This is a genomic window from Enterobacter sp. RCC_40, from assembly GCF_041360735.1.
Taxonomy (GTDB): Bacteria; Pseudomonadota; Gammaproteobacteria; order Enterobacterales; family Enterobacteriaceae; genus Enterobacter; species Enterobacter ludwigii.
The window spans coordinates 880201-902765 of record NZ_JBFUPR010000001.1; the positions used below are offsets into that span (position 1 = coordinate 880201).

Below are 22565 nucleotides of genomic sequence, written 5' to 3' on the forward strand. Positions count from 1 at the left end.
CAGTTTTTCTTTATTGAACGAGGGATGTTTGTTCCGTGAGTCAAAGGGGAGGTAAATGATGACGGATGAAAAGAAAGAGAAAGCGTCTTTCCCGGCAGGGTTAGGGATTATGGATAAAATCTGGGAATGGCAATGGATTATCCGCTTCATCTATATTGTCCTTTTCGCCGATCTGGCGCTGCTGGTATACAGCGGGCAAGGAATATTGACCTGGCCTGTTCAGACACTTAACTGGACCGAACATCTGGGTTTTTTCTGCGTGGCGCTCGCCGCCTTAGGTTTGATTGCCACCACCGTGATGCCTTTTATAGCCAATATCGTCAGGCTATTACTCAATGAGCTCATCTACAGCAGTATCTTCCCGGATTTCTTGCGCGCGCAGAGTGATTATCAGAAGAGGTCGGGTGAAGTTCCTTCAGGCGAAGTACTTGATTTAGCGTTGAAGGAAAACAACCAGTTCCTGCTAAATTATTATGAAAAACATAATGCAAACTGGCGCACGAAATTTCATGAACGATTTAAAGTCGGGGATTTACTCTTTGGGATCCTGTTTTTCATGATGCTTGATGACCATCCGCAGTGGTTTAGCGACGCGCAGCATTCGCTGGTCATCGATCTGTTCAGCCACGGCGGTGAAAGCGGAACCGTTCTGTTTTATACCGTACTTATACTCATCTTTAGTACGCTGATGAGTCTCTGGTTCGGTAAATGGGACTGGGGGAACATCTACTATCCGCCACTGTATCGTGAAAAAGATGAAGCCCGCAGAAAAGCGCGTGAGCGGGAAGCGCAGTGGGAGCAGCAGGATCGCTAAATCGCCGGGCGACACATTATTCCCCGCGGATTGCTCCCGCCAGGCGCTGCTGGCGGGAGCAGGGCAACGTTATTCTAGCAATGCACTGAATTTCGCCAGCCATTGCGGATGCGCAGGCCAGGCGGGGGCAGTGACCAGATTACCGTCTACGTGCGCCTGATCGATACCGATATTGGCATAGTGCCCGCCGCCGAGGCGGACTTCAGGCGCACAGGCGGGATAGGCGCTACAGGTTCGTCCTTTTAATATGCCGGCAGCAGCGAGCAGTTGCGGTCCGTGGCAAACCGCAGCAATCGGTTTGCGCGCGGCGTCGAAGGCCTGCACCAGTTTCAGCACGTCATCATTTAGCCGGAGATATTCAGGGGCTCGTCCGCCCGGGATTAGCAGCGCGTCATAATCCTGCTCTTTTACGGCGGAAAAATCGGCATTGAGGATAAAACGGTGGCCCGGCTTTTCACTGTAGGTCTGGGCGCCGTCGAAATCATGGATCGCCGTCATGATGTAGTCGCCACGGGATTTGTCCGGGCAGACGGCGTCCACCTGATGGCCAATCATCTGTAAAGCCTGAAAGGGCACCATTGTTTCATAATCTTCGGCGTAATCGCCGACCAACATCAGGATTTTCTTGCTCATCATTTCTCACCTTTAGGTTTAACGATGTTTAAGATATAGCCTGGCACGGCTGAATTGCCGGAAATAAAAAAAGCCCGTCAGAGAACGGGCGAAATAAGCAAATGATTTAATGATTCGTTATCAACTTGTTGGAGGATAACGTTGCGTATTTTACGCACCTCTTACCGATGCTGATACCTGACAGATTCGGTAGGTGAAACAAGGAATTAAACATGCGTCATAGCGCATCGAAGGTGGGGTAGATACTGTTCTCAAGGTATTCCACCAGAAACCAGATCTCACCGCTGAAAATAAACCAGAAGCCAAATATAATAACGAATAAAATAATTATGGTGAGTATTATTTCTGTTTTTCCCATTGCACATCTACCCACCTGTGGTCCATTTATTCGAGAGGGGCATTGTAACGGGGCTTACGAAGATACACCAGTTTCATGCCGCCAGGACTTTATTGCGCCCATCACTTTTGGCGCGATAAAGCGCATCGTCCACACGTTTAAACAGCTCATCCATACTCTCGCCCGGATTATATCGCGCCACGCCAATGCTGACGGTGAAGCGAGGTAAACCCGGGATCGTGATACGGGCGACCGCATCGCGCACAGTTTCGGCGATTTGCAGGGCGGTGTCGAGCGGGGTGCGCGGCAGCAGGATGACGAACTCCTCACCGCCCCAGCGGAAGACCAGGTCCTCTTTGCGGCTACAGGCTTCCAGCGTGCGCGAGAGCGAGATCAGTACCTCATCACCTTTCAGGTGGCCGAAGAGGTCGTTGATATTTTTGAAGTGATCGGTATCCACCAGCAGCAGGCTAAATTGCTGCTGCGCGGGAAGATGATGGGTATTGGCCTGGTCGGTGATGATATAGAACTGACGCCGGTTGAGCAGGCCCGTCATGGAATCACGCAGCGCCGCGTGTTCCAGCTCCTGCTCCAGCCTTTTTTGCTCGGTGATATCGTGGATAATGCACAACATCAATTTGTCACCGTAAATTTCAATCGGCCCGGCATAGGTCTGAACATGGCGGGTGGAGCCATCGGCCAGACGGTGGATAAAGTTGAGGGGCTTATGGCCGCCCGGCAACGCGGCAATTTCCGTCATTACGGGGATCACATCCCGCCCCAGGGTATTGATTTCCCAGGTATGTTTCCTGCACATTTCATCATGCGCATAACCGTAAAAAGTCAGCGCCGCCAGATTGGCATCCACAATCTGGCCATCCCGGGACGGATCGATAAGCAGCATTGGCGCGCTGTTGGTCAGGAAAAAGCGCGCGTAAAATCCCTGTTTTTTGCGCTGGTAGGTCGCGGAGCGGCTGGCCTTAAGCCCGGAGAGAACCTGCTGCGTCAGCCCTTCAAAAACAATAACATTCCCCTGGGGCACGAAATGGGCAAGCGAGAGACGGCAGCTCAGCGCGGTTTCATGTCCATCGCGCGAGATGGTCCAGATTTCGACGATCTCCTGCTCACTCTTCAGTTCAGGCACATACATCGACAGCACGTGATGCGCATTGGCGGAATAGGTACCTTTGCGTAGGTCATCCAGGGTTTTATCGCCCATGATCTGAGCGGCGGCCACATTTGCAAAAATGATCTGTTCTGAAGCAGGTGAAATGAGCCACACGGGGGTTTTAATTAAATTCAGCGCATCAAAACAATTTTGCGACATAGCGTATTCCTGTACATCGGCACAATGTGCCTGAGGATCATGACAGAATTAACGGGAGTGGACTCCTTTGAAACATACTCTACTTAACCCGGTCAGGCATGATTTTTTTGTGAAATATATGCGGGTTCCGCGTGAATTTTACCAATGGGTATAATTTGTTTGTCTGAGTTTTTTTGCAGCAGCAGCCAGGGAACCTGTTCGGCAGGTAAAGGACGGGAGAAAAGAAACCCCTGCAGGTAATCACAGCCGAGGTCCGTCAGCACCACCTGTTGTTCTTGCGTCTCGATCCCTTCCGCAACCACATTCATTTCCATGGTCCTGGCGATATTAATAATGGTTTCCACCAGCTTGCGGCTTTTTTCATTTACCAGCATCGAGTGCACAAAGCTTTTGTCGATTTTTAGCTCTTTAGCGGGCAGAACGCTCAACATCAACAGGTTGGAATAGCCGGTGCCAAAATCATCAATCGAGACGGTAATCCCGGCTTGATTGAACGCATTGAGTAATTCAATACTGCGGTCGAGATTTTTCAGTGCGGTACTTTCTGTCACCTCAAGGATAAGCCGGGAGGGCGACAGATTATATTTATGCAACATCGACGAAATGATGTGGAAGATATCCGGCTGTTCGAACTGGACGGGGGAGAGGTTAAAGGACAATGTCCACTGGCTGAAACCTTGTTCTGTCCAGAAATGAAGCTGACGGCATGCCGCTTCAATCGCCCAGTTCCCCACCGGGATGATCAGCCCCGTTTGTTCCAGCGACGGTAAAAACAGATTAGGTAGCAACACCCCTTGCTCAGGGTGCCGCCAGCGCAGAAGGGCTTCAAAACCGTGAATAGTGGTGTCTTTTGCATGCCAGGTCGGCTGATACCACAGTTCAAACTGATCGCGTTCCAGCGCCTGAGTTAACTCCTGCAGGAAGCCGGGGTTGGCCGGAATGGCCGTTGACATCTCGTTCCGGTAGACGGCCCAGCCGTTTCGTCCATCCTCTTTGACGCGATTCAGGGCCGCATCGGCTTTTAGCTTCAGCTCATGCAGCGTCTCGCCATCCTGCGGGTAGAGGCTGATACCCGCGCTGATTGTTGTGCTCAGCGTGTGCCCACAAAGTGAAAACGGGCGGCGCATATCCTCCAGCAATGTCGTGAGCAGCGGGTTGAGTTTATCGTCGTCACACTCGGGAACCAGCAGGATAAAGGCGTCGCCGCCAAGCCTGGCGAGGGTCATCTCGCGGGTAAGGCGGGCGGTAATGCGCTGCGCGAGAGAGATTAACAACTCATCCCCGGTGTTGTGGCCCCAGGTATCGTTGATGCGTTTGAAATGATCGACGTTGAGGAAAATCACGGCGAATGGCTTCTTGCTGAGCAATGCGCTGCGCAGGCAATCCTGCATCCGAATGTCCATCTGGTGGCGATTAGCGAGACCGGTGAGCGCATCAAACCGCGCCTGCAGTTCAAGCTGACGATTAAGCTGGCGTAGGTTATCGGTCAGTCGGTTCGTCCGCCGGTGCGAGTCGATGAGCGAAATCATTAACATACCGCCGAGCAGGCACAGTGTGGTGACAGAAACCCAGACCGATAACCCCAACTCGCTGATACCGCCGGGCAGGGTATGCGTCATTTCCTGAAAATGGGCGGCACGCATGCCGGTGTAGTGCATCGCGCAGATGGCGACACCCAGCACGCAGGCCGCGAGAATACGATTGATAAACACCCCTTTGCGCATATCCCGCAGGCGAAATGCCAGCCACAGCGCCGCGCCGGAGGCCATAACGGCAATCAACACGGACACGGCAACAATGCGTCGATCCCAGAGAATATGGCTGTCCAGCATCAGTGCGGCCATACCGATAAAGTGCATACAGACCACGCCAGCACTCAGGAGCACCGTGGCAACGATCAATCGAAAAGGGGAAAGGGTTTTACCCGTTACGGCAATATTGATGGCGACCGTGGATGCAACTACCGCCACGCCCAGTGAGGCGAGGGTTAACCAGAGGTTATAGCTCATTATCATCGGCATTTGTATCGACAGCATGCCGATGAAGTGCATTGACCAGATCCCGATCCCAAGCGTGACGCCTCCGGCGATACGCCAGAACATCGCTGTTTTACGGCTGGAAAGCGGGATTTTTCCGGCGCCGTCCAGGGCCACAAATGAGGCGATAAAGGCCACCAGATACGAGAGGGCTATTAACACAGGGTCCCACGATATATTGAGCATTATGCAATCCCACGCCAAAGAGGGTTACCGATTTCGCCTGCCGGGCACGTCTTTATCTGGCAACGTACATGCGCATTCAAATAATATGAGTTAGGTATCGTGCAAAACGACCGGTCATATTAAAATGTTAAGGCTGGCGGTGAATATAAAATATATTCTTTCCGGCACTTATTAAGCATTGCTAAACAAAGGCGAATAATTGCAGCAAAGCTCCTTAAATATGAGCGCGGCCATATTGTCTCATCGCAGGCGATGGTATCGCTTAAAGTGGCAGGAAACCAGTATCACAGGATGCTGCATATAACATTTTCACTAATACCCTGTTTTTATCTGACTTAAGTTAAATCTCAGGTGGCTAACGGCGAAAGGTGAAACCAGCGTTGTTCATCAGGACAAACAACAACACGAATGCTATAAATCTTAATGCCGACCAAAATATAAAATCGTGGATATAATCATGCTAAAAAATATTAGTGTCAGAACCTTCATTGCCGGGTTCCTTTTATGTCTTTTCCTGGTTGATGCAGGTGTCGTTGTTCTATTTTCCAGCAAATCCTCTCTCTTTATTTCACTCAATATCATTAATTTCGTTGCGCTATTTTTGCTCTGGGGCTACATGACAAAGTATCTTGTGACGCCGATCAATACGGTGAAAAAAAGTATTGAAGAAGTGACTGCAGGCAATCTTGGCGTGACTATCCCTGAATTTGGCAATAACTGTGCAGGGCGTTTAATCCCCGGGATTAACAGCCTCTCCAGCAACATCGCGACCCTGGTACGCGAGATCAGGGCCTCGTCGCAAACCGCCATGACCTTGTCCGATCAACTCTCCGCGCGTAGCGCGCAGCTTTCGGTGAAAACAGAGCAGCAGTCTGCATCGCTGGTGCAAACGGCTGCCAGCATGGAGCAGATGGCAGCAAGTACCCGAAATAATGCCGATAACACCCGACTGGCCAGCGAGCAGGCAAACAGGGCGACACTGCAGGCGCGTAAAGGTGGCGAGTTGATGGGGCAGGTGGCCACCAATATGCAATCCATTACCGAATGTGCACAGCAAATGACGGAGATTATCTCAATGATCGACGGCATTGCCTTCCAGACGAATATCCTGGCGCTAAACGCGGCCGTTGAGGCGGCCAGAGCCGGTGACCACGGAAAAGGGTTTTCGGTGGTGGCAGAAGAGGTGCGAAACCTGGCCCACCGCAGCGCGGATGCCGCCAAAAACATCAAAACGCTGATTGAAGTGACCAGCAATAACGTTACTCAGGGCGTGACCGTTGTGTCCGAAGCTGAAAAGAATATGCAAGAAATTGTGACCGGCTCCGGCAATGTCAGCCAGTTGATGGATGACATTTTCACCTCGACGTCAGAGCAGGAGAAAGGCATTTCCCAGATTACGCTGGCCTTGTCTGAGCTGGAACGGGTCACGCAAAGTAACGTTACGATGGCAGAAGAACTCAACGGATCCTCTGATGTACTGCGTAATCAGGTAAGTGAACTGCAGGCGCGGACGCGTAACTTCCGGCTCGAAAAGGGGGATCAGGCTGAATCCACGCCTTCTCATGCTGGCCCGCTGTCATTCCAATCGCGTCCCGGTCACTCCCTCTGATGCACGAAAAGAGCCTGGTCAACCGGGCTCTTTTATCCGGACTTCTCGCCACTGAATTACCCTCCCGTGCGGTCTGAAAAGGCGCCTGGCGGAATACGGTTATTTCCTGAGCGAATTCAGCGCGATGCGAAACATAGTTGTTGCTTAACCCCTGATGAAAGCTAGACTGACAACGAAAGAGCTGAAAAGGGGGAGGCGCGGTGGAGAGTATAAAAGGATCAGAACTAAACGTTCCTGATGCAGTTTTTGCCTGGGTGCTGGATGGTCGTGGCGGTGCCCGACCGCTGGAAGACAACGATGTTATTGATAATGAGCATCCCTGCTGGCTACACCTTAACTATACCCATCCGGACAGTGCCGACTGGCTGGCCTCGACGCCGCTCCTGCCGAACAACGTGCGTGATGCGCTGGCGGGTGAAAGCCTGCGGCCACGCGTGAGCAGAATGGGGGACGGCACGCTCATTACTTTGCGTTGCATTAACGGCAGCACCGATGAACGTCCTGACCAGCTGGTCGCGATGCGTGTTTATATGGACGATGGTCTGATTGTCTCCACCCGTCAGCGTAAAGTTCTGGCGCTGGATGATATTGTGAACGATCTGAAAGAGGGCACCGGACCGACCGATTGCGGAAGCTGGCTGGTGGACGTCTGCGACGCGCTGACTGACCATGCGAGTGAGTTTATCGAAGAGCTGCACGATAAAATCATCGACCTCGAAGATAACCTGCTCGATCAGCAGATCCCGCCGCGCGGTTTTCTGGCGCTCCTGCGTAAGCAGTTAATAGTCATGCGCCGCTATATGACGCCGCAGCGGGACGTATACGCGCGTCTGTCCAGCGAAAGGCTCAACTGGATGAATGACGATCAGCGACGCCGAATGCAGGATATTGCCGACAGGCTGGGCCGCGGACTTGATGAAATCGATTCCTGTATTGCCCGCACGGGCGTCATGGCGGATGAGATCGCGCAGGTGATGCAGGAGTCGCTGGCAAGAAGAACCTATACGATGTCGCTGATGGCAATGGTCTTTCTGCCGAGCACATTCCTGACGGGATTGTTTGGCGTGAACCTGGGCGGAATTCCCGGCGGCGCGGCCCATTATGGCTTTACCGCATTTTGCGTCATGTTAGTTGTTTTGATCGGTGGTGTTGCATGGTGGTTGCATCGTAGTAAATGGCTGTAAATTTACGCTTTTTTCAGCTTTTACGGAGATCAAAACGCTCTTTTAATTGAGCGAAGTCAATAAACAATGACCGCGTAAGGTGCAATATTACTCCCGCAGGTGAATGCAACGTCAAGCGATGGGCGTTGCGCTCCATATTGTCTTACTTCCTTTTTTGAATTACTGCATAGCACAATTGATTCGTACGACGCCGACTTAACTAGTCGGCTTTTTTTTGCCTCCTGTTCCCCAGCGTCTACCCTAAAAGGGACGTCAGTAAAACCTGGAGGGAATGATGAGCATCTTACTCGCTCTGCAACTGCAGTATTCACGTCAGTCCGATCCGATCCCCACCGATCCGACACCGATGCCCGATCCTGTTCCGCGTCCGCAACCCATGCCTGACCCGCCGCCCGATGAAGAACCGATTAAATTGTCGCATCGAACCCCGAGATCTGCGAGGATACGCGCCATCTGACCGCAAAGATGACCACGAGAGACTATTGTGACCGCTTTTTCAACCCTGAATGTACTGCCCGCCGCCCAACTCGATAACCTCAACGAGTTGGGATACCTCACCATGACGCCTGTTCAGGCGGCCGCATTGCCCGCCATTCTTGAGGGGCGTGATGTACGCGTTCAGGCTAAAACAGGGAGCGGAAAAACGGCGGCTTTCGGTCTGGGTCTGCTACAGCATATTGATGCTGCGCTGTTTCAGACGCAGTCTCTGGTGCTGTGCCCAACCCGCGAACTGGCGGACCAGGTCGCGGGCGAGCTGCGTCGTCTGGCGCGATTCCTGCCTAACACCAAGATTTTAACCCTCTGTGGCGGACAACCGTTTGGCGCACAGCGTGATTCGCTTCAGCATCCTCCACACATCATTGTGGCGACGCCTGGCCGACTGCTCGACCACCTGCAAAAAGGTACGGTCTCGCTGGATGCATTACACACGCTGGTCATGGATGAGGCAGACCGGATGCTGGATATGGGCTTCAGCGATGCTATCGATGAAGTGATCCGTTTCGCGCCTGCAGACCGTCAGACGCTGTTATTTTCGGCGACCTGGCCTGAAGCGATCGCCGCAATCAGTGGCCGCGTGCAGAAAAATCCGCTCACCATCGAAATTGACAGTGTTGATGCGCTGCCTGCTATCGAGCAGCAGTTTTATGAAACGTCCCAGCACGGAAAAATCGCGCTCCTGCAGAAGGTGCTCAGTCAGCATCAGCCCGCTTCCTGCGTGGTGTTCTGTAACACCAAAAAAGATTGTCAGGCGGTCTGTGACGCCCTGAACGCCGCAGGTCAGAGCGCGTTATCGTTGCATGGCGATCTGGAACAGCGCGATCGCGATCAGACGCTGGTCCGTTTCGCCAACGGCAGCGCCCGCGTGCTGGTTGCCACCGACGTGGCGGCGCGCGGTCTGGATATTAAATCGCTTGAGCTGGTCGTGAACTACGAGCTGGCATGGGATCCTGAAGTACACGTTCACCGTATCGGCCGTACTGCGCGTGCCGGAAACAGCGGTCTGGCCATCAGTTTCTGCGCACCGGAAGAGGCGCAGCGCGCCAATATTCTGTCTGAAATGCTGCAGATTAAGCTTAACTGGGTGAATGCACCGGGCAACGTCAGTCTCGTTCCGCTGGAAGCAGAAATGGCAACGCTGTGTATTGATGGCGGTAAAAAAGCCAAGATGCGTCCGGGTGATGTGCTCGGTGCGCTGACCGGAGACGTGGGGCTGGATGGGGCTGATATCGGCAAGATTGCGGTACATCCTGCACATGTTTATGTTGCTGTTCGCCAGTCGGTTGCCCATAAGGCCTGGAAACAGCTGCAGAACGGGAAAATCAAGGGTAAAACCTGTCGCGTTCGTCTGCTGAAATAAGGTTTAAACGCGTCTCAGACGGTGGTCTGAGACGCGTTTGCATTATTCCACTATTTCACTTCCACGACATTCAGGCGCAGTTCTTCAAACTGATTGTCATCTTCTTCTGGCTGCCAGCCAGCAGGTTTCACGGGGATCTCTTCCCGGTCAAACGCCAGATCGCCGCCATTCACCACTTCCGACTCATGGTTGATACCTTTGAAATCGAAAAGCTCAACGTCCGCGAGGTGAGAAGGCACCACGTTCTGCATCGCGCTGAACATGGTTTCGATACGGCCCGGGTAGCGTTTGTCCCAGTCACGCAGCATGTCACCAATCACCTGACGCTGCAGGTTCGGCTGAGAGCCGCACAGGTTACATGGAATGATCGGGAACCCTTTGGCCTGAGAGAACCGCTCGATATCTTTCTCGCGGCAGTAGGCAAGCGGGCGGATCACAATGTGTTTGCCGTCATCGCTCATCAGTTTTGGCGGCATGCCTTTCATCTTACCGCCGTAGAACATATTCAGGAACAGCGTCTGCAGGATATCGTCGCGGTGATGGCCGAGTGCGATTTTGGTTGCACCCAGTTCTGTCGCGGTACGGTACAGGATGCCGCGGCGAAGACGAGAGCAGAGTGAGCAGGTGGTTTTGCCTTCCGGGATCTTCTCTTTCACAATCCCGTAGGTATTTTCTTCTACGATTTTGTACTCAACACCCAGTTTTTCCAGGTATTCCGGCAGAATGTGTTCCGGGAAACCAGGCTGCTTTTGATCGAGGTTAACCGCCACCAGCGAAAACTTCACCGGCGCGCTTTGCTGAAGATTACGCAGGATCTCGAGCATGGTGTAACTGTCTTTACCACCTGACAGGCAGACCATAATGCGGTCGCCTTCTTCAATCATATTGAAGTCTGCAATGGCTTCACCAACGTTACGGCGCAGACGCTTTTGCAGTTTATTCAGGTTGTATTGCTCTTTCTTATTAATATCTTGATTTTGTTGCATTTAATCTGTACTCAAATTTCAAATGGGGCACCAGTGGGGCAAACGGTTTAGAGGGGCAGCTTCTGTCAGCATGGCCCTCTCTTTGCTGTTCATCTCTTCACTCTATGAAGCTTAGATTTCAAACACCCTCTGCGCATTTTAGTGCCCCATCTGACTGGCAATAAAAGACGGGTCAGCGCCTGCGGTTAACCACCAGCATGCGAAAGTGTGCCGTGTATGGTACGGATTGTTGCGCCGAATGCCAGCACGTTTTACAGGATTTTGAATTGTGGACGGCAGCAACCTTGCTTTGTGATATCGCGTATAATGCGGCTTCGACATACTCTGAACATTCCAGTGGCTTGTGCTATGACCCTCAATCGCTTTTGTTATTTGCTTCTGTTGATCGCCGCAATCGGAAGTCTATTCACCTCGCATCCGTTTATCCTGTGGCTCCTGCTTATCAACGTACTGACGTTAGCGATGTATGGCGCCGACAAAATGGCGGCGCGAAGGGCCATGCGCAGAGTGCCGGAAGCCACACTGCTGGTATTTGGCCTTATCGGCGGATGGCCCGGGGCGATTATAGGTCAGCAACTGTTTCGCCATAAAACGCAAAAGCAGCCCTTCAAAACCTACTTCATTGTCAGTGTCATCGTCAGTATTTCAGCGATGGTGGCGGTGTACCAACTCTTTCCTGTTTTAACGTACTGAGCGTGTACAAACGGAATGCAATAACGCGATGACCACGGTAGATAACTAAAAACGACTGCCAATAGTAGTAGGAATATTCTTAAGGTGTTGCTGTTTTTTGCACGATCTGAATAATGTGTGCAACGACACGGATGACAACATCTCATGAAAATTCAAACTATTACACTGGCAATGCTGGTGGTCGTTTCTGCGCCTTCGAGGTCAGCTTTTCAGGAGCGGGAATATAATACCTGGTATATAAAAAATGCTGTTCTTTACGATATGACCCAGACCTCAGACGGTTTCCCGGTCATGTTGAGCATCTCTCAGCCTGAGCGGAAATCAGCAAATTTGCTGGTCTCCTATATCACCGAAGGGCGCTGTGACGGGACCCGGCAAGAACTTAACGTGAATGGCAAAGTGCTTGCGGCCACGTATTATTGTGTTCAGGTCGGGCAGAACCGGATAGAGCATTTTTCGGTGAAAGATGCGCAGAGCGTTAACGGCATGGTTAACCATCTGAAATCGGATTTTACCTTACTTCTTCAAAACGACATCAAGGTCTGGGCCGCGAACATTAATGCGCCCAAATACGGCCTCGCGCCGCGATTCTGACACGTACACCTCGACCTCATCACCTGTTAGCTAAGGGGTTACGCCCTGTATCACAGAATAAATAGCATCCGTGACAACGCCACGTTTTACCACAATCCTGCTACGCTTTTTGTGTTGTACAAGGGAGCACAAACATGAAGAACAAAGATGAACAAACGGGATTAGTGGGACTGGCGATTGGTGCCGCCGTTATCGGTCTTGTTTCAGCACAGCAACCCATCCATCGCGACAGTATTGTGAGTGAACTGGTCAGACTCGGCAGACAGAAAGGCGATGGCGTTGAAGATGAGGTTTTCGTTAAGGCTGCCGAGCTCGTGAGAAAGGGGGTGTAACCGATGGCTGATATTCGTCATGCACAGTGCCATTGTGGCGCGGTGACGTTTACCGTTGAACTCTCAGACGGATTAAATACCGCCCGGCGCTGCAGCTGCTCTTTTTGCCGGATGCGGGGCGCCGTGGTGGTCTCGGCACCGCTGTCGGGCATTACCGTAACGAAAGGGGCGGATAAGCTCACGGAATATCGTTTTAACACAGGAACAGCACGCCATTTCTTCTGCTCGGTCTGCGGGATTTATACCTTCCATCAGCGGCGTTCAAATCCCAACGAATACGGCGTGAATGTGGCCTGTTTTGAAAATGTGACCCCCTTTGATTTTGCCGAAGTGACGGTGATGGACGGCGTTAATCATCCCGCGGATGGCGACAGCGGGGTTTTCGGCTACCTCTCTTTTCGTCAAAAAGAAGCGTAACTGCCGCCTGGCCAGATTTATACAATGCGGCCTATAGTGGGGAGTGGGTATCCGAAACAGGAGAGAAATATGCTGTATGTTGAGAAAGACGAGCCGCGTGAGGCGCCTGAGTCAGGTGATAAAAAGCCTCAGCCGGTCAAAAAATAGTCCGTTGATACGTTTCCCGCCACCGGCCCTGCTGGTGGCGTATTGTTTGGGGAAAACCTTAATTGCCATCCAGATGGTTCAACAGCGCGCCGAGATGCCCAACGACACCACCAAAATCAAAAATTAACGCCATCCATATAATCGCCAGAAGGGTAAGTACGGCAACTGATACACGACCAAACAATGCAGTTATCCTTAATGAAGCAAAGTCTATAAGGCTAGTCTACATGGGTTTCTTTAAACTTACCCTTAACGACACCGTCATAAATTTTCCTTTTGAGATGATTCACACATTCACTGAGCCGAGAGGCGCGAAGAGAGGGAAATATGATGGGAGAGAAGAGGAGGGCTGGCGTCAGGCGTCGCAACGAAAATAACGAGCCCGCATCACGATGCGGGCTCCTGGGATCAGAACTGGTAAACCAGACCTAATGCAACGACATCATCCGTGCTAATGCCGTTATTTTTGTAGAAACTGTCATCTTCATCCAACAGGTTGATTTTATAATCAACGTAGGTGGACATGTTTTTGTTAAAGTAGTAGGTTGCGCCTACGTCAGCATATTTAACCAGATCCTGATCGCCCTGACCGTTGGCCAGGTCTTTACCTTTAGACTGCAGATAAGAAATTGCCGGGCGCAGGCCGAAGTCGAACTGATATTGCGCGGTCACTTCAATGTTTTGTGTTTTATTGGCCACGGCATCCGTATTATCGCCATAAGGGGTCATATTGCGGGTTTCAGAATACATTGCCGCCAGATAAATATTGTTGGCGTCATATTTCAGGCCTGCAGTCCAGGCATCCGCTTTATCGCCACCGGCAGTGGTATTCATCACCTGTTCGTTGGTACGGTCAGAAGAGGTATAGGCAGCACCCGCGCTGATACCCATGCCAAAGTCATAGGTGGTGGAGATACCGAAGCCGTCACCGTTCTCATGGCGCGTGTCGCGACCATTGTTGGTGCCTTCCTGGTTGTTGCTGGCATCTTCGTTCTTACCCTGATACTGCAGGGCAAAGTTCAGACCCTGTACCAGACCATAGAAGTCAGTGTTACGGTAGGTTGCAACCCCGTTGGCACGGCCAGTCATAAAGTTGTCTGCATTGGTGTAAGAGTCACCACCGAATTCAGGCAACATATCGGTCCAGCCTTCCACGTCGTACAGAACGCCGTAGTTACGACCGTAATCGAAGGAGCCATAGTCACCGACTTTAACACCGGCGAAGGCCAGACGCGTCCATGACTGGTTATTAGACCCTTCAGTGTTATTGGCCTGGATGTTGTATTCCCACTGGGCGTAACCGGTCATCATGTTGTTGATCTGGGTTTCACCCTTGAAGCCCAGACGCATATAAGTTTGATCGCCATCTTTAGAGGCATCGTCGGAGAAGTAATGCAGACCATCTACTTTTCCGTACAGATCTAATTTATTGCCGTCTTTATTATAAATTTCTGCAGCATGCGCAGCGCCAGCCATTAACAGCGCTGGAATCATCAGGGCCAGTACTTTTCTTTGCATTTTGGAATTCCTTTGCAGTTGTTTTTATTTAATTACGTATTGAACTTTCCACACGAGAAAGCTGTCTCATGCTAAATCACTCCTCACCAAGAACAATAAAATATAATTGTTACGAGTTAAGTTAATTCTTAACCGGATTATGCGGCGGAAATAGTCATTGGCTTTATGAATGATTTAAAGCTAATCATATTAAATAAAAATTATTAATTGCCCCTTAAATCAGATAATCTCAGCGGCGTTATATGCCTTTAAGATTTTTCATCCATAATTTATGTGAATGTCATTTAGTGATTTAACGTGATATTCATTAATTATCTGGACTCGCCCGGTGTGAATACATCGGGCTTTTTTTATGGCAAAAAAATGCCCGGACAAGCCGGGCAGACGGAGAGTCAGTCGCGGGTGGGTTTTTCCGTTTTTCCGGCCATTTGCGCCAGGAAATCATACCGTTTTTGCAGATCGGCGGCGGCATCTTTCCACAACTGCTCGGCCACCTCTGGTTGTTGCGCGTTGAGGCGACGGAAGCGCTGTTCCTGCATTAACGTTTCGGCCAGCGCATCGGAAGGCGGGCGTGAATCCAGCGCCAGAGGCAATTTACCTTCATCGGCGCGGCGCGGGTCGAACCGGTAGAGCGGCCAGAAGCCGGTTGCGGTCAGCTGGCGCATCTGATCGTGGCTGAGTGCCAGGTCGTAGCCATGCTCTTCGCACGGGCTGTAGGCAATGATCAGCGACGGACCCGGGTAGGCTTCCGCTTCCTGAATGGCTTTCACCGTCTGGTTCAGCTGCGCGCCCAGCGAGATTTGCGCGACATATACATGGCCGTACATCATCATGCTGACGCCGAGATCTTTACGCGCCTTGCGCTTGCCGTGTTCACCAAACTTAGTTACTGCGCCAAGCGGAGTAGCTTTTGACGCCTGGCCACCGGTGTTGGAATAGCACTGCGTATCCAGAACCAGAATGTTGACGTTTTCGGTAAGGCTTAACACGTGATCCAGCCCGCCAAAGCCGATGTCATACGCCCAGCCGTCACCGCCAATCAGCCAGATTGATTTTTCCACCAGCGCGTCAGCGTCGGTCAACAGCTGCCCGGCACCTTCCGCGCCCTGCAGAGCATTGCGCAGTTCCGCAACCTGCTCACGACGACGTTCTGGCGTTGCATCGGCGTGCAACGCCTCATTCAGCTCCGCCGGGATGTGGCCAGCAAACTGTTCCAGTAACCGCATCACGCGTGCGCGGTGCTGGTCAACGGTCAGACGGAAGCCCAGACCAAACTCGGCGTTATCCTCAAACAACGAGTTCGCCCATGCCGGACCGCGGCCATGGGCGTCGGTGGTGTACGGCGTGGAAGGCAGATTACCGCCATAGATTGATGAACAGCCCGTGGCGTTAGCGATCAACATTCTGTCGCCGTACAGTTGCGTGAGCAGCTTGATATACGGCGTTTCACCGCAGCCGGAGCAGGCGCCTGAATACTCGAACAGCGGAGTAATGAGCTGCGAGGTACGAATATCAATACGCTCCAGCGTGCTGCGGTCGATCTCCGGCAGGTTCAGGAAGAAGTCATAATTTACCTTCTCTTCTTCGACATGCTCGAGGCGCGACATCATATTGATGGCTTTGATGTCCGGATCCTGACGATCTTTCGCCGGACAGACCTCAACGCACAGATTACATCCGGTGCAATCTTCCGGAGCGACCTGCAGAACATACTTCTGTCCGCGCATATCACGGGATTTCACATCAAGTGAATGCAGGCTGGTCGGGGCGTCTTCCATCGCTTCCGGGGAGACCACTTTGGCACGAATGGCCGAGTGCGGGCAGGCTGCTACGCAGTGGTTGCACTGGGTACACAGCTCCTCTTTCCAGATGGGGATTTCTTCGGCGATGTTGCGTTTTTCCCAGCGCGTGGTGCCCATCGGCCAGGTGCCATCCGGCGGCAGCGCGGAGACGGGAAGGGCATCACCCAGCCCGGCCAGCATGGCTGCCGTCACGGTTTTCACGAAATCCGGTGCCGCGTCAGAAACCACCGGTGGACGGTTCGGGCTGGACGCATCAACCGCTTGCAGCGGTACTTCAAATAAAGACTCGCGTGCCAGCGCCAGCGCCTGCCAGTTACGCTCGACCAGCTCCTGACCTTTACTGCTGTAGCTTTTGGCAATCGCCCCCTGCAGTTCCATTAGCGCGCTGTCTCCCGGCAGGATCTGCGTCAGGTGGAAGAAGGCCATTTGCATCACGGTGTTGATTCGCGCGGCAAGGCCACACTCGCGGGCAATTTTTGCAGCGTTAATGACGTAGAAGCGGGCTTTTTTCTGGTTCAGCACCGCCTGCACTTCCTGCGGCAGCCGCGACCAGACTTCATCCACGCTGTATGGCGTATTGAGCAGGAAAATACCGCCCGGTTTCAGGCGCTCTGCCATCTGGTACTTATCGATGAACTGCAGCTGGTGACAGCCCACAAAATCAGCCTGCGAGATAAGGTACGCCGAGCGGATAGGGTGCTCGCTGACGCGCAGATGGGAAACGGTCAGCCCACCTGCTTTTTTGGAGTCGTAGACAAAATACCCCTGGGCATACCACGACGTGGAGTTCCCGATAATCTTAATGTTGTTCTTGGTCGCGGAGACGCTACCGTCGCTGCCCAGTCCATAAAACAGCGCCTCAAGTTTTGCGGTGGAAGGCAGCGTGTTTTCCGGCAGGGGCAGAGAGAGGTTGGTCACGTCATCATAAATACCGACGGTAAAGCGCGGTTTTGGTTTAGCCTCGCTCAGCTCATTAAACACCGCCAGCACACAGTCCGGGCCAAACTCTTTGGAGGACAACCCATAGCGACCCCCGATCACGCGGGGCAGTGTTTCGCGCTCACCGCAATTAAACGCTTCAGCCAGCGCGGACATGACGTCCAGATACAGAGGTTCTGCGTGGGCGCCAGGCTCTTTAGTGCGATCGAGCACCGCCACGGTGCGCGCGCTTTCCGGCAGGGCGGAGAGCAAATGTCGCGCGGAAAACGGTCGGTAGAGCCGCACTTTGAGCACGCCGATTTTTTCACCACGGGTCAGCAGTTCATCCACCACCTCTTCACAGGTGCCAATGGCTGACCCCATGAGCACAATGACCCGTTCCGCCTGCGGATGACCGTAGTATTCAAACGGTTTGTATTGACGTCCGGTGGCCGCGGCAAAATCATCCATCGCCTGCTCAACGTGATCATAAACGGCGTTGTACCACGGGTTCGTTGCTTCCCGGGACTGGAAATAGGTATCCGGGTTGGCCGATGTCCCGCGGATCACCGGGTGTTCCGGGTTCAGCGCACGGGCGCGATGCGCGTCGATTTCCGCCTGCGGCAGAAGATTGAGGAGGGTGTCGTCAGCCAGCGGAACAATTTTATTGATTTCGTGAGAGGTACGAAAACCATCAAAGAAATGAATAAAGGGCACGCGACTCTTCAGCGTCGCCATGTGCGAAATTAACGCGAAGTCCTGTGCTTCCTGAACGCTGCTGGCGCACAGCATGGCGCAACCGGTCTGGCGGACGGCCATCACGTCTGAGTGATCGCCAAAGATGGAGAGGGCGTGTGTCGCAACGGTTCGTGCGGCAACGTGAAGCACAAACGGGGTAAGTTGTCCTGCCAGTTTATAGAGCGTCGGGATCATCAACAATAATCCCTGCGACGACGTGAATGACGTCGACAGAGCACCGGTCTGCAGCGCCCCGTGGACGGTCGCGATAGCGCCAGCCTCAGACTGCATTTCCACGACTCTTGGGACGTCGCCCCAGACGTTTTTCAGTCCGTTTCCCGCCCAGGCATCGGCCTGCTCGGCCATCGTAGAACTTGGCGTAATTGGGTAGATGGCGATAACTTCACTGGTGCGAAACGCGACGGACGCGACTGCACCATTACCGTCAATAGTTTGCATAGGACAACACCCTTACATTGCGCAAAAAAAGGAGCCCGAAAAAAACACAACGGGCTTTGAATATTATTCCCTTAGTTTAGCAAAGGTCGGATTTTACGATTTTCGCTTTTGTGTCCTCGGTATTCTCGACATCAATGAGTAGATCAATCTTTTGGCGAAAAAATTGCGAGAAATTGTTTCAGGAGCGCATAAATACGCACTTTCGCTCTCGACGACACGGCATGTGATGCCTATTATGCATAGGTTTCGCATTATTAATGGGGGAGAGAGAGCATGCGTTCAGCATTTTGGGTCGGGTGTGCCGCGTTATTATTATCGGCATGCAGCAGTGAACCTGTTCAGCAGGCAACGGCGGCACACGTAACGCCGGGAATGAAAGCGGCGATGTCCAGCTCCGGACAAGCCAACTGCGCGATGATTGGCGGCTCGCTGTCTGTTGCCCGCCAGCTTGACGGCTCAGCTATCGGGATGTGCGCATTGCCAAACGGCAAACGCTGCAGTGAACAGTCGCTTGCCGTAGGATCCTGCGGAAACTACTGATTACTCCGCACGCTTAAACATCAGCGTTTTATCGGCTGTCGCCAGCGTTAACTGGTCTTCAGTCAGGTCGACCTGCGCCCCTTTGCGCAGCATGTCGCCAATGGCCTGATCCAGTTCGTTCAACTGTTGTTCGGTACAGAGCTTGCGCGTCATGGCGAGCGTTTTGACCTTGAGCTCACCTTCGGACAATTTCCCCTGTCCGTTAAACGTGTTACACATCACGCCGGAAACGCTAATGTTATTAACCAGGCTGATATCAGACAGGGCTTTGAAGCTGATCTCTGGTTGCGTTGTCGTGGCCTTAACGGCTTTCCCGTCCACATTCTCCAGTACAAAACGGTGGCTCTTAAGTTGGTCCGGCTGAACGGAGGCTTTACCAGGATTAACGCACCCGGTGAGGACAAGACTGATAACACTTAACGCAATGAGCTTTTTCATTTTTCTTCTCAGACGATAGATACTGTGAATCTTTTTTTCAGTGTAACGATACTCTGCCGTGCGTTAATGGGGTTTATCTGAAAGTGCGGGCGGGTACCGGGCAACGTTGTCGTTGCCCGCAATACGATCAGTGCGATTTAAACCCTGCGGCCGTCATTAACATGCGAAAGAGCATACTGACCGCCGCCAGTGCCAGTACGCTGCCGCCCCAGATAATGGCCAGCCACATGACTCTTTTCCAGAAAGGTTGTTGCATCAGTGATAACCCTCTCCATGCTGTACTTTTCCGCGAAACACGTAGTAACTCCAGAAGGTGTAGACCAGAATCACGGGAATGATCAACAACGCGCCCACCAGCATAAAGCCCTGACTTTGTGTCGGAGCCGCCGCTTGCCAGAGCGTGATTGACGGGGGAATAATGTGCGGCCAGATGCTGAGCCCAAGTCCGCTAAAGCCGAGAAAAATCAGCCCTAACGTCAGGATAAACGGCAGATGATGGCTGTCGGGATTATTCAGGCAACGCCACTGACACAGGCTCAGGATCACCACCAGTGCCGGCACGGGCAGCAGGAAGAAAAGATTCGGCAGGGTAAACCAGCGTGCGGCGATGGCCGGCTGCGCCAGTGGCGTCCAGAGGCTGATTGCTGCAATGAATACCAGAAGCAGGATCAGGAGCGTTCTGGATACCCGTCGCATTCGCTGTTGCAGCGCGTTTTCGCTTTTCATCACCAGCCATGTCGAGCCTAACAGCGCGTAGGCCACCACCAGACCTGCGCCGCAGAACAGGTTAAAAACGGTCAGCCAGTCGAACGGTCCGCCACTGTAGGCACGCCCGGTGACGCTAAAGCCGTTGATCACTGCGCCCACCGTCATGCCCTGGGTAAAGGTCGCCAGGATCGAACCGCCAATAAACGCTTTATCCCAGAAAGGGCGGTGTGCCGGCGTGGCTTTAAAACGAAACTCAAATGCCACGCCCCGGAAAATAAGTCCGATCAGCATTAACGTCAGCGGAATAGTGAGGGCATCAATAATGACCGCATAGGCCAGCGGAAACGCGCCAAACAGCGCTGCACCGCCGAGCACCAGCCAGGTTTCATTGCCGTCCCAGACCGGCGCAACGCTGTTCACCATCACATCGCGATCGTCGGCATCAGGCGTAGCCGGGAACAGGATACCTATCCCCAGATCAAAACCATCCATCACGATATACATCAGCGTGGCAAAGACGATGATAACAAACCAGATAATGGAAAGATCGATACCCATTATGGTTGCTCCTTATGTTCAGTAGTAACGGCAGAAAGCGGGCGTGCGGGACGTCCATCGGACTCGGTGGCAAACGATTCATGAGGCTGAGGTCCTTTTTTAATCAGGCGGACCATATAGCTGTAACCCACGCCAAATACGGAGGTGTAGACGACGAAGAAGGCCAGCAGACTCACGCTCATATGCAAGTCACCATGGGCAGAAACCGCATCCTTCGTTCGCTGAAGCCCGTAGACGACCCACGGCTGGCGGCCCACTTCGGTAGTGACCCATCCGGCCAGGATGGCAATCAGCCCGGTGGGTCCCATCAGGAGGGCAAACCACAGGAAGGGACGCGAAGCGTACACGCGCTTTTTATAACGTAACCAGAGCGCCGTTACCCCAAGCAGCAGCATCAGCATGCCTAAGCCCGCCATAATGCGGAATGACCAGAAGACGATGGTGGAATTTGGCCGGTCTTCCTTTGGAAATTCTTTCAGTGCCGGAACCTGTTTGTCGAGGCTGTGCGTCAGAATAAGGCTGCCAAGCGCCGGGATCTCCACCCCATAGCGGGTGCGCTCCTGTTCCATATCCGGCCAGCCAAACAGCAGCAGCGGGGTGGGTTCACCCGGTGGGTTCTCCCAGTGGCCTTCAATGGCTGCTATTTTAGCGGGCTGGTGCTTCAGGGTGTTCAACCCGTGCATATCACCCACCATCGCCTGAAGGGGAGCCACAATCAGGGTCATCCACAGCGCCATGGAAAACATCGCGCGGATGGCGGGGGTGTTGTTTCCGCGCAGCAAATGCCAGGCTGCGGATGCGCCGACAAACAGGGCGCTACTCAGGAAGGCCGCTATCGACATATGCAGCAGGCGATACGGGAAGGAGGGGTTAAACACCACGGCAAACCAGTCTACCGGCACCACCTGTCCGTTGACGATTTCAAATCCCTGTGGCGTCTGCATCCAGCTGTTTGATGAGAGGATCCAGAAGGTTGAGATAATGGTCCCCAGTGCCACCATACAGGTTGCAAAGAAATGCAGACCCGGCCCGACTTTATTCCAGCCGAACAGCATAACGCCGAGGAATCCTGCCTCGAGGAAGAAGGCAGTAAGCACTTCGTAGGTCAGGAGCGGGCCGGTAATACTGCCGGCAAATTGTGAAAACCCACTCCAGTTGGTCCCAAACTGGTAGGCCATGACCAGCCCGGAGACCACGCCCATACCGAAGTTAACGGCAAAAATCTTCGACCAGAAATGGTACAGCGAACGCCAGACCGGGTTTTTGGTTTTCAGCCACAGGCCTTCTAGCACAGCGAGATAACTCGCCAGACCGATGGTAATAGCCGGGAAAATAATGTGGAAGGATACGGTAAAGGCAAACTGTATCCGTGCAAGATGAAAAGCATCTAAACCAAACATGCACAACCTCAATGTCAAACGGTGTGCTGTTATGGTATAGGGGCGAAATAACGAGTATCAGACGCAGAAAAGCGAAATTTACCTATAACAGTTCATGAAAACATCACGCTTTGCACATCTGATATAGCTTGCGTGAAAGAATAAAAAAATTATTTTTATGAAATTTATGCATTAAACAGCTTGCCTTGTTATCAACAACATGCGTTAATGGCCCTCTGGGTTTGAGTCCAAATAAACATCTGACGTAGTTTTATAAAGCAGTTCTCATCACGTTGTGCCTCTCCGCAGCCTCTCTTGGGTCTTTTTCTACACTCCGATTAGTTTTTGTTTCAA

The 22565-nt window shown here is 52.6% G+C and carries 21 protein-coding genes and 1 pseudogene; 9 read left to right on the plus strand and 13 right to left on the minus strand.

Annotation, left to right across the window (positions count from 1 at the left end):
• Window positions 1-55: 55 nt before the first annotated feature.
• The gene (locus AB6731_RS04150) at window positions 56-814 is read left to right on the plus strand and encodes a hypothetical protein (RefSeq protein ID WP_371005920.1); all 759 of its coding nucleotides are present in this window, start codon (window positions 56-58) and stop codon (window positions 812-814) included.
• A 69-nt stretch (window positions 815-883) separates the two neighbouring features.
• Here the strand turns inward: AB6731_RS04150 and AB6731_RS04155 are convergent, their stop codons facing one another.
• The 4 genes from AB6731_RS04155 to AB6731_RS04170 form a co-directional block, all read right to left on the minus strand.
• Window positions 884-1447: a DJ-1/PfpI family protein gene (locus AB6731_RS04155; RefSeq protein ID WP_025204027.1), complete on the minus strand. Its 564-nt coding sequence runs from the start codon at window positions 1445-1447 to the stop codon at window positions 884-886.
• A gap of 217 nt (window positions 1448-1664) precedes the next feature.
• Window positions 1665-1805, minus strand: coding sequence for an Ecr family regulatory small membrane protein (locus AB6731_RS04160; protein WP_020882478.1), 141 nt, complete (start codon window positions 1803-1805; stop codon window positions 1665-1667).
• Window positions 1806-1878: 73 nt separating this feature from the next.
• The gene (locus AB6731_RS04165; protein ID WP_371005921.1) at window positions 1879-3111 is read right to left on the minus strand and encodes a diguanylate cyclase domain-containing protein; all 1233 of its coding nucleotides are present in this window, start codon (window positions 3109-3111) and stop codon (window positions 1879-1881) included.
• Between the two features lie 92 nt (window positions 3112-3203).
• Complete coding sequence (locus tag AB6731_RS04170) at window positions 3204-5333, minus strand: putative bifunctional diguanylate cyclase/phosphodiesterase (protein WP_371005922.1); 2130 nt, start codon at window positions 5331-5333, stop codon at window positions 3204-3206.
• A gap of 457 nt (window positions 5334-5790) precedes the next feature.
• Here AB6731_RS04170 and AB6731_RS04175 point away from each other — a divergent pair, with 457 nt between their 5' ends.
• From AB6731_RS04175 to dbpA, 3 genes are all read left to right on the plus strand, one after another.
• Window positions 5791-6942, plus strand: coding sequence for a methyl-accepting chemotaxis protein (locus tag AB6731_RS04175; RefSeq protein ID WP_371005923.1), 1152 nt, complete (start codon window positions 5791-5793; stop codon window positions 6940-6942).
• A 200-nt stretch (window positions 6943-7142) separates the two neighbouring features.
• Window positions 7143-8126 carry a zinc transporter ZntB gene (gene zntB / locus AB6731_RS04180; protein ID WP_047356423.1) on the plus strand — a complete coding sequence of 328 codons (984 nt, stop codon included), beginning with the start codon at window positions 7143-7145 and terminating at the stop codon, window positions 8124-8126.
• A 484-nt stretch (window positions 8127-8610) separates the two neighbouring features.
• Window positions 8611-9984, plus strand: a complete 1374-nt coding sequence (dbpA, locus tag AB6731_RS04185) for an ATP-dependent RNA helicase DbpA (protein WP_014170312.1) — start codon at window positions 8611-8613, stop codon at window positions 9982-9984.
• 50 nt (window positions 9985-10034) lie between these two features.
• Here dbpA and ttcA read toward each other — a convergent pair whose 3' ends face one another.
• Both ttcA and AB6731_RS04195 read right to left on the minus strand, forming a co-directional pair.
• Window positions 10035-10970 carry a tRNA 2-thiocytidine(32) synthetase TtcA gene (gene ttcA / locus AB6731_RS04190; protein WP_032678259.1) on the minus strand — a complete coding sequence of 312 codons (936 nt, stop codon included), beginning with the start codon at window positions 10968-10970 and terminating at the stop codon, window positions 10035-10037.
• 141 nt (window positions 10971-11111) lie between these two features.
• Window positions 11112-11228: pseudogene (locus AB6731_RS04195) on the minus strand (site-specific integrase); the annotation flags it as partial.
• Between the two features lie 90 nt (window positions 11229-11318).
• On the opposite strand from AB6731_RS04195, the gene AB6731_RS04200 reads away from it, so the two are divergent.
• The 4 genes from AB6731_RS04200 to AB6731_RS04215 all read left to right on the plus strand — a co-directional run bounded on the left by AB6731_RS04200 (window position 11319) and on the right by AB6731_RS04215 (window position 13006).
• The gene (locus AB6731_RS04200; RefSeq protein WP_020884005.1) at window positions 11319-11663 is read left to right on the plus strand and encodes a DUF1294 domain-containing protein; all 345 of its coding nucleotides are present in this window, start codon (window positions 11319-11321) and stop codon (window positions 11661-11663) included.
• 144 nt (window positions 11664-11807) lie between these two features.
• Window positions 11808-12257, plus strand: a complete 450-nt coding sequence (locus AB6731_RS04205) for a hypothetical protein (protein WP_040017613.1) — start codon at window positions 11808-11810, stop codon at window positions 12255-12257.
• A gap of 134 nt (window positions 12258-12391) precedes the next feature.
• The gene (locus tag AB6731_RS04210; RefSeq protein ID WP_014170281.1) at window positions 12392-12589 is read left to right on the plus strand and encodes a hypothetical protein; all 198 of its coding nucleotides are present in this window, start codon (window positions 12392-12394) and stop codon (window positions 12587-12589) included.
• Between the two features lie 3 nt (window positions 12590-12592).
• Window positions 12593-13006 (plus strand): GFA family protein, encoded by a 414-nt coding sequence (locus AB6731_RS04215; protein ID WP_257805709.1) that lies wholly within the window; start codon window positions 12593-12595, stop codon window positions 13004-13006.
• 205 nt (window positions 13007-13211) lie between these two features.
• On the opposite strand, the gene AB6731_RS04220 is transcribed toward AB6731_RS04215, so the two are convergent.
• The 3 genes from AB6731_RS04220 to nifJ form a co-directional block, all read right to left on the minus strand.
• Window positions 13212-13337, minus strand: coding sequence for a hypothetical protein (locus tag AB6731_RS04220; protein ID WP_277600521.1), 126 nt, complete (start codon window positions 13335-13337; stop codon window positions 13212-13214).
• Window positions 13338-13561: 224 nt separating this feature from the next.
• Window positions 13562-14671 carry a porin OmpC gene (gene ompC, locus AB6731_RS04225; RefSeq protein ID WP_020884010.1) on the minus strand — a complete coding sequence of 370 codons (1110 nt, stop codon included), beginning with the start codon at window positions 14669-14671 and terminating at the stop codon, window positions 13562-13564.
• 392 nt (window positions 14672-15063) lie between these two features.
• Window positions 15064-18588: a pyruvate:ferredoxin (flavodoxin) oxidoreductase gene (gene nifJ, locus AB6731_RS04230; RefSeq protein WP_371005924.1), complete on the minus strand. Its 3525-nt coding sequence runs from the start codon at window positions 18586-18588 to the stop codon at window positions 15064-15066.
• A 273-nt stretch (window positions 18589-18861) separates the two neighbouring features.
• On the opposite strand from nifJ, the gene AB6731_RS04235 reads away from it, so the two are divergent.
• The gene (locus AB6731_RS04235; RefSeq protein WP_014170276.1) at window positions 18862-19128 is read left to right on the plus strand and encodes a DUF333 domain-containing protein; all 267 of its coding nucleotides are present in this window, start codon (window positions 18862-18864) and stop codon (window positions 19126-19128) included.
• Here the strand turns inward: AB6731_RS04235 and hslJ are convergent, their stop codons facing one another.
• The 4 genes from hslJ to AB6731_RS04255 form a co-directional block, all read right to left on the minus strand.
• A complete protein-coding gene (gene hslJ / locus AB6731_RS04240; protein WP_371005925.1) occupies window positions 19129-19566 on the minus strand; it encodes a heat shock protein HslJ in 438 nt (145 codons plus the stop codon). It abuts the gene before it with no gap.
• A 127-nt stretch (window positions 19567-19693) separates the two neighbouring features.
• Entirely contained in the window at window positions 19694-19822 is a 129-nt protein-coding gene (locus tag AB6731_RS04245; RefSeq protein ID WP_014170274.1) for a DUF2474 domain-containing protein, read from the minus strand.
• The gene (cydB, locus tag AB6731_RS04250; protein WP_025204103.1) at window positions 19822-20832 is read right to left on the minus strand and encodes a cytochrome d ubiquinol oxidase subunit II; all 1011 of its coding nucleotides are present in this window, start codon (window positions 20830-20832) and stop codon (window positions 19822-19824) included. The genes AB6731_RS04245 and cydB overlap by 1 nt, the downstream gene beginning before the upstream one ends.
• Window positions 20832-22232: a cytochrome ubiquinol oxidase subunit I gene (locus AB6731_RS04255; RefSeq protein WP_025204104.1), complete on the minus strand. Its 1401-nt coding sequence runs from the start codon at window positions 22230-22232 to the stop codon at window positions 20832-20834. The genes cydB and AB6731_RS04255 overlap by 1 nt, the downstream gene beginning before the upstream one ends.
• Window positions 22233-22565: the final 333 nt, after the last annotated feature.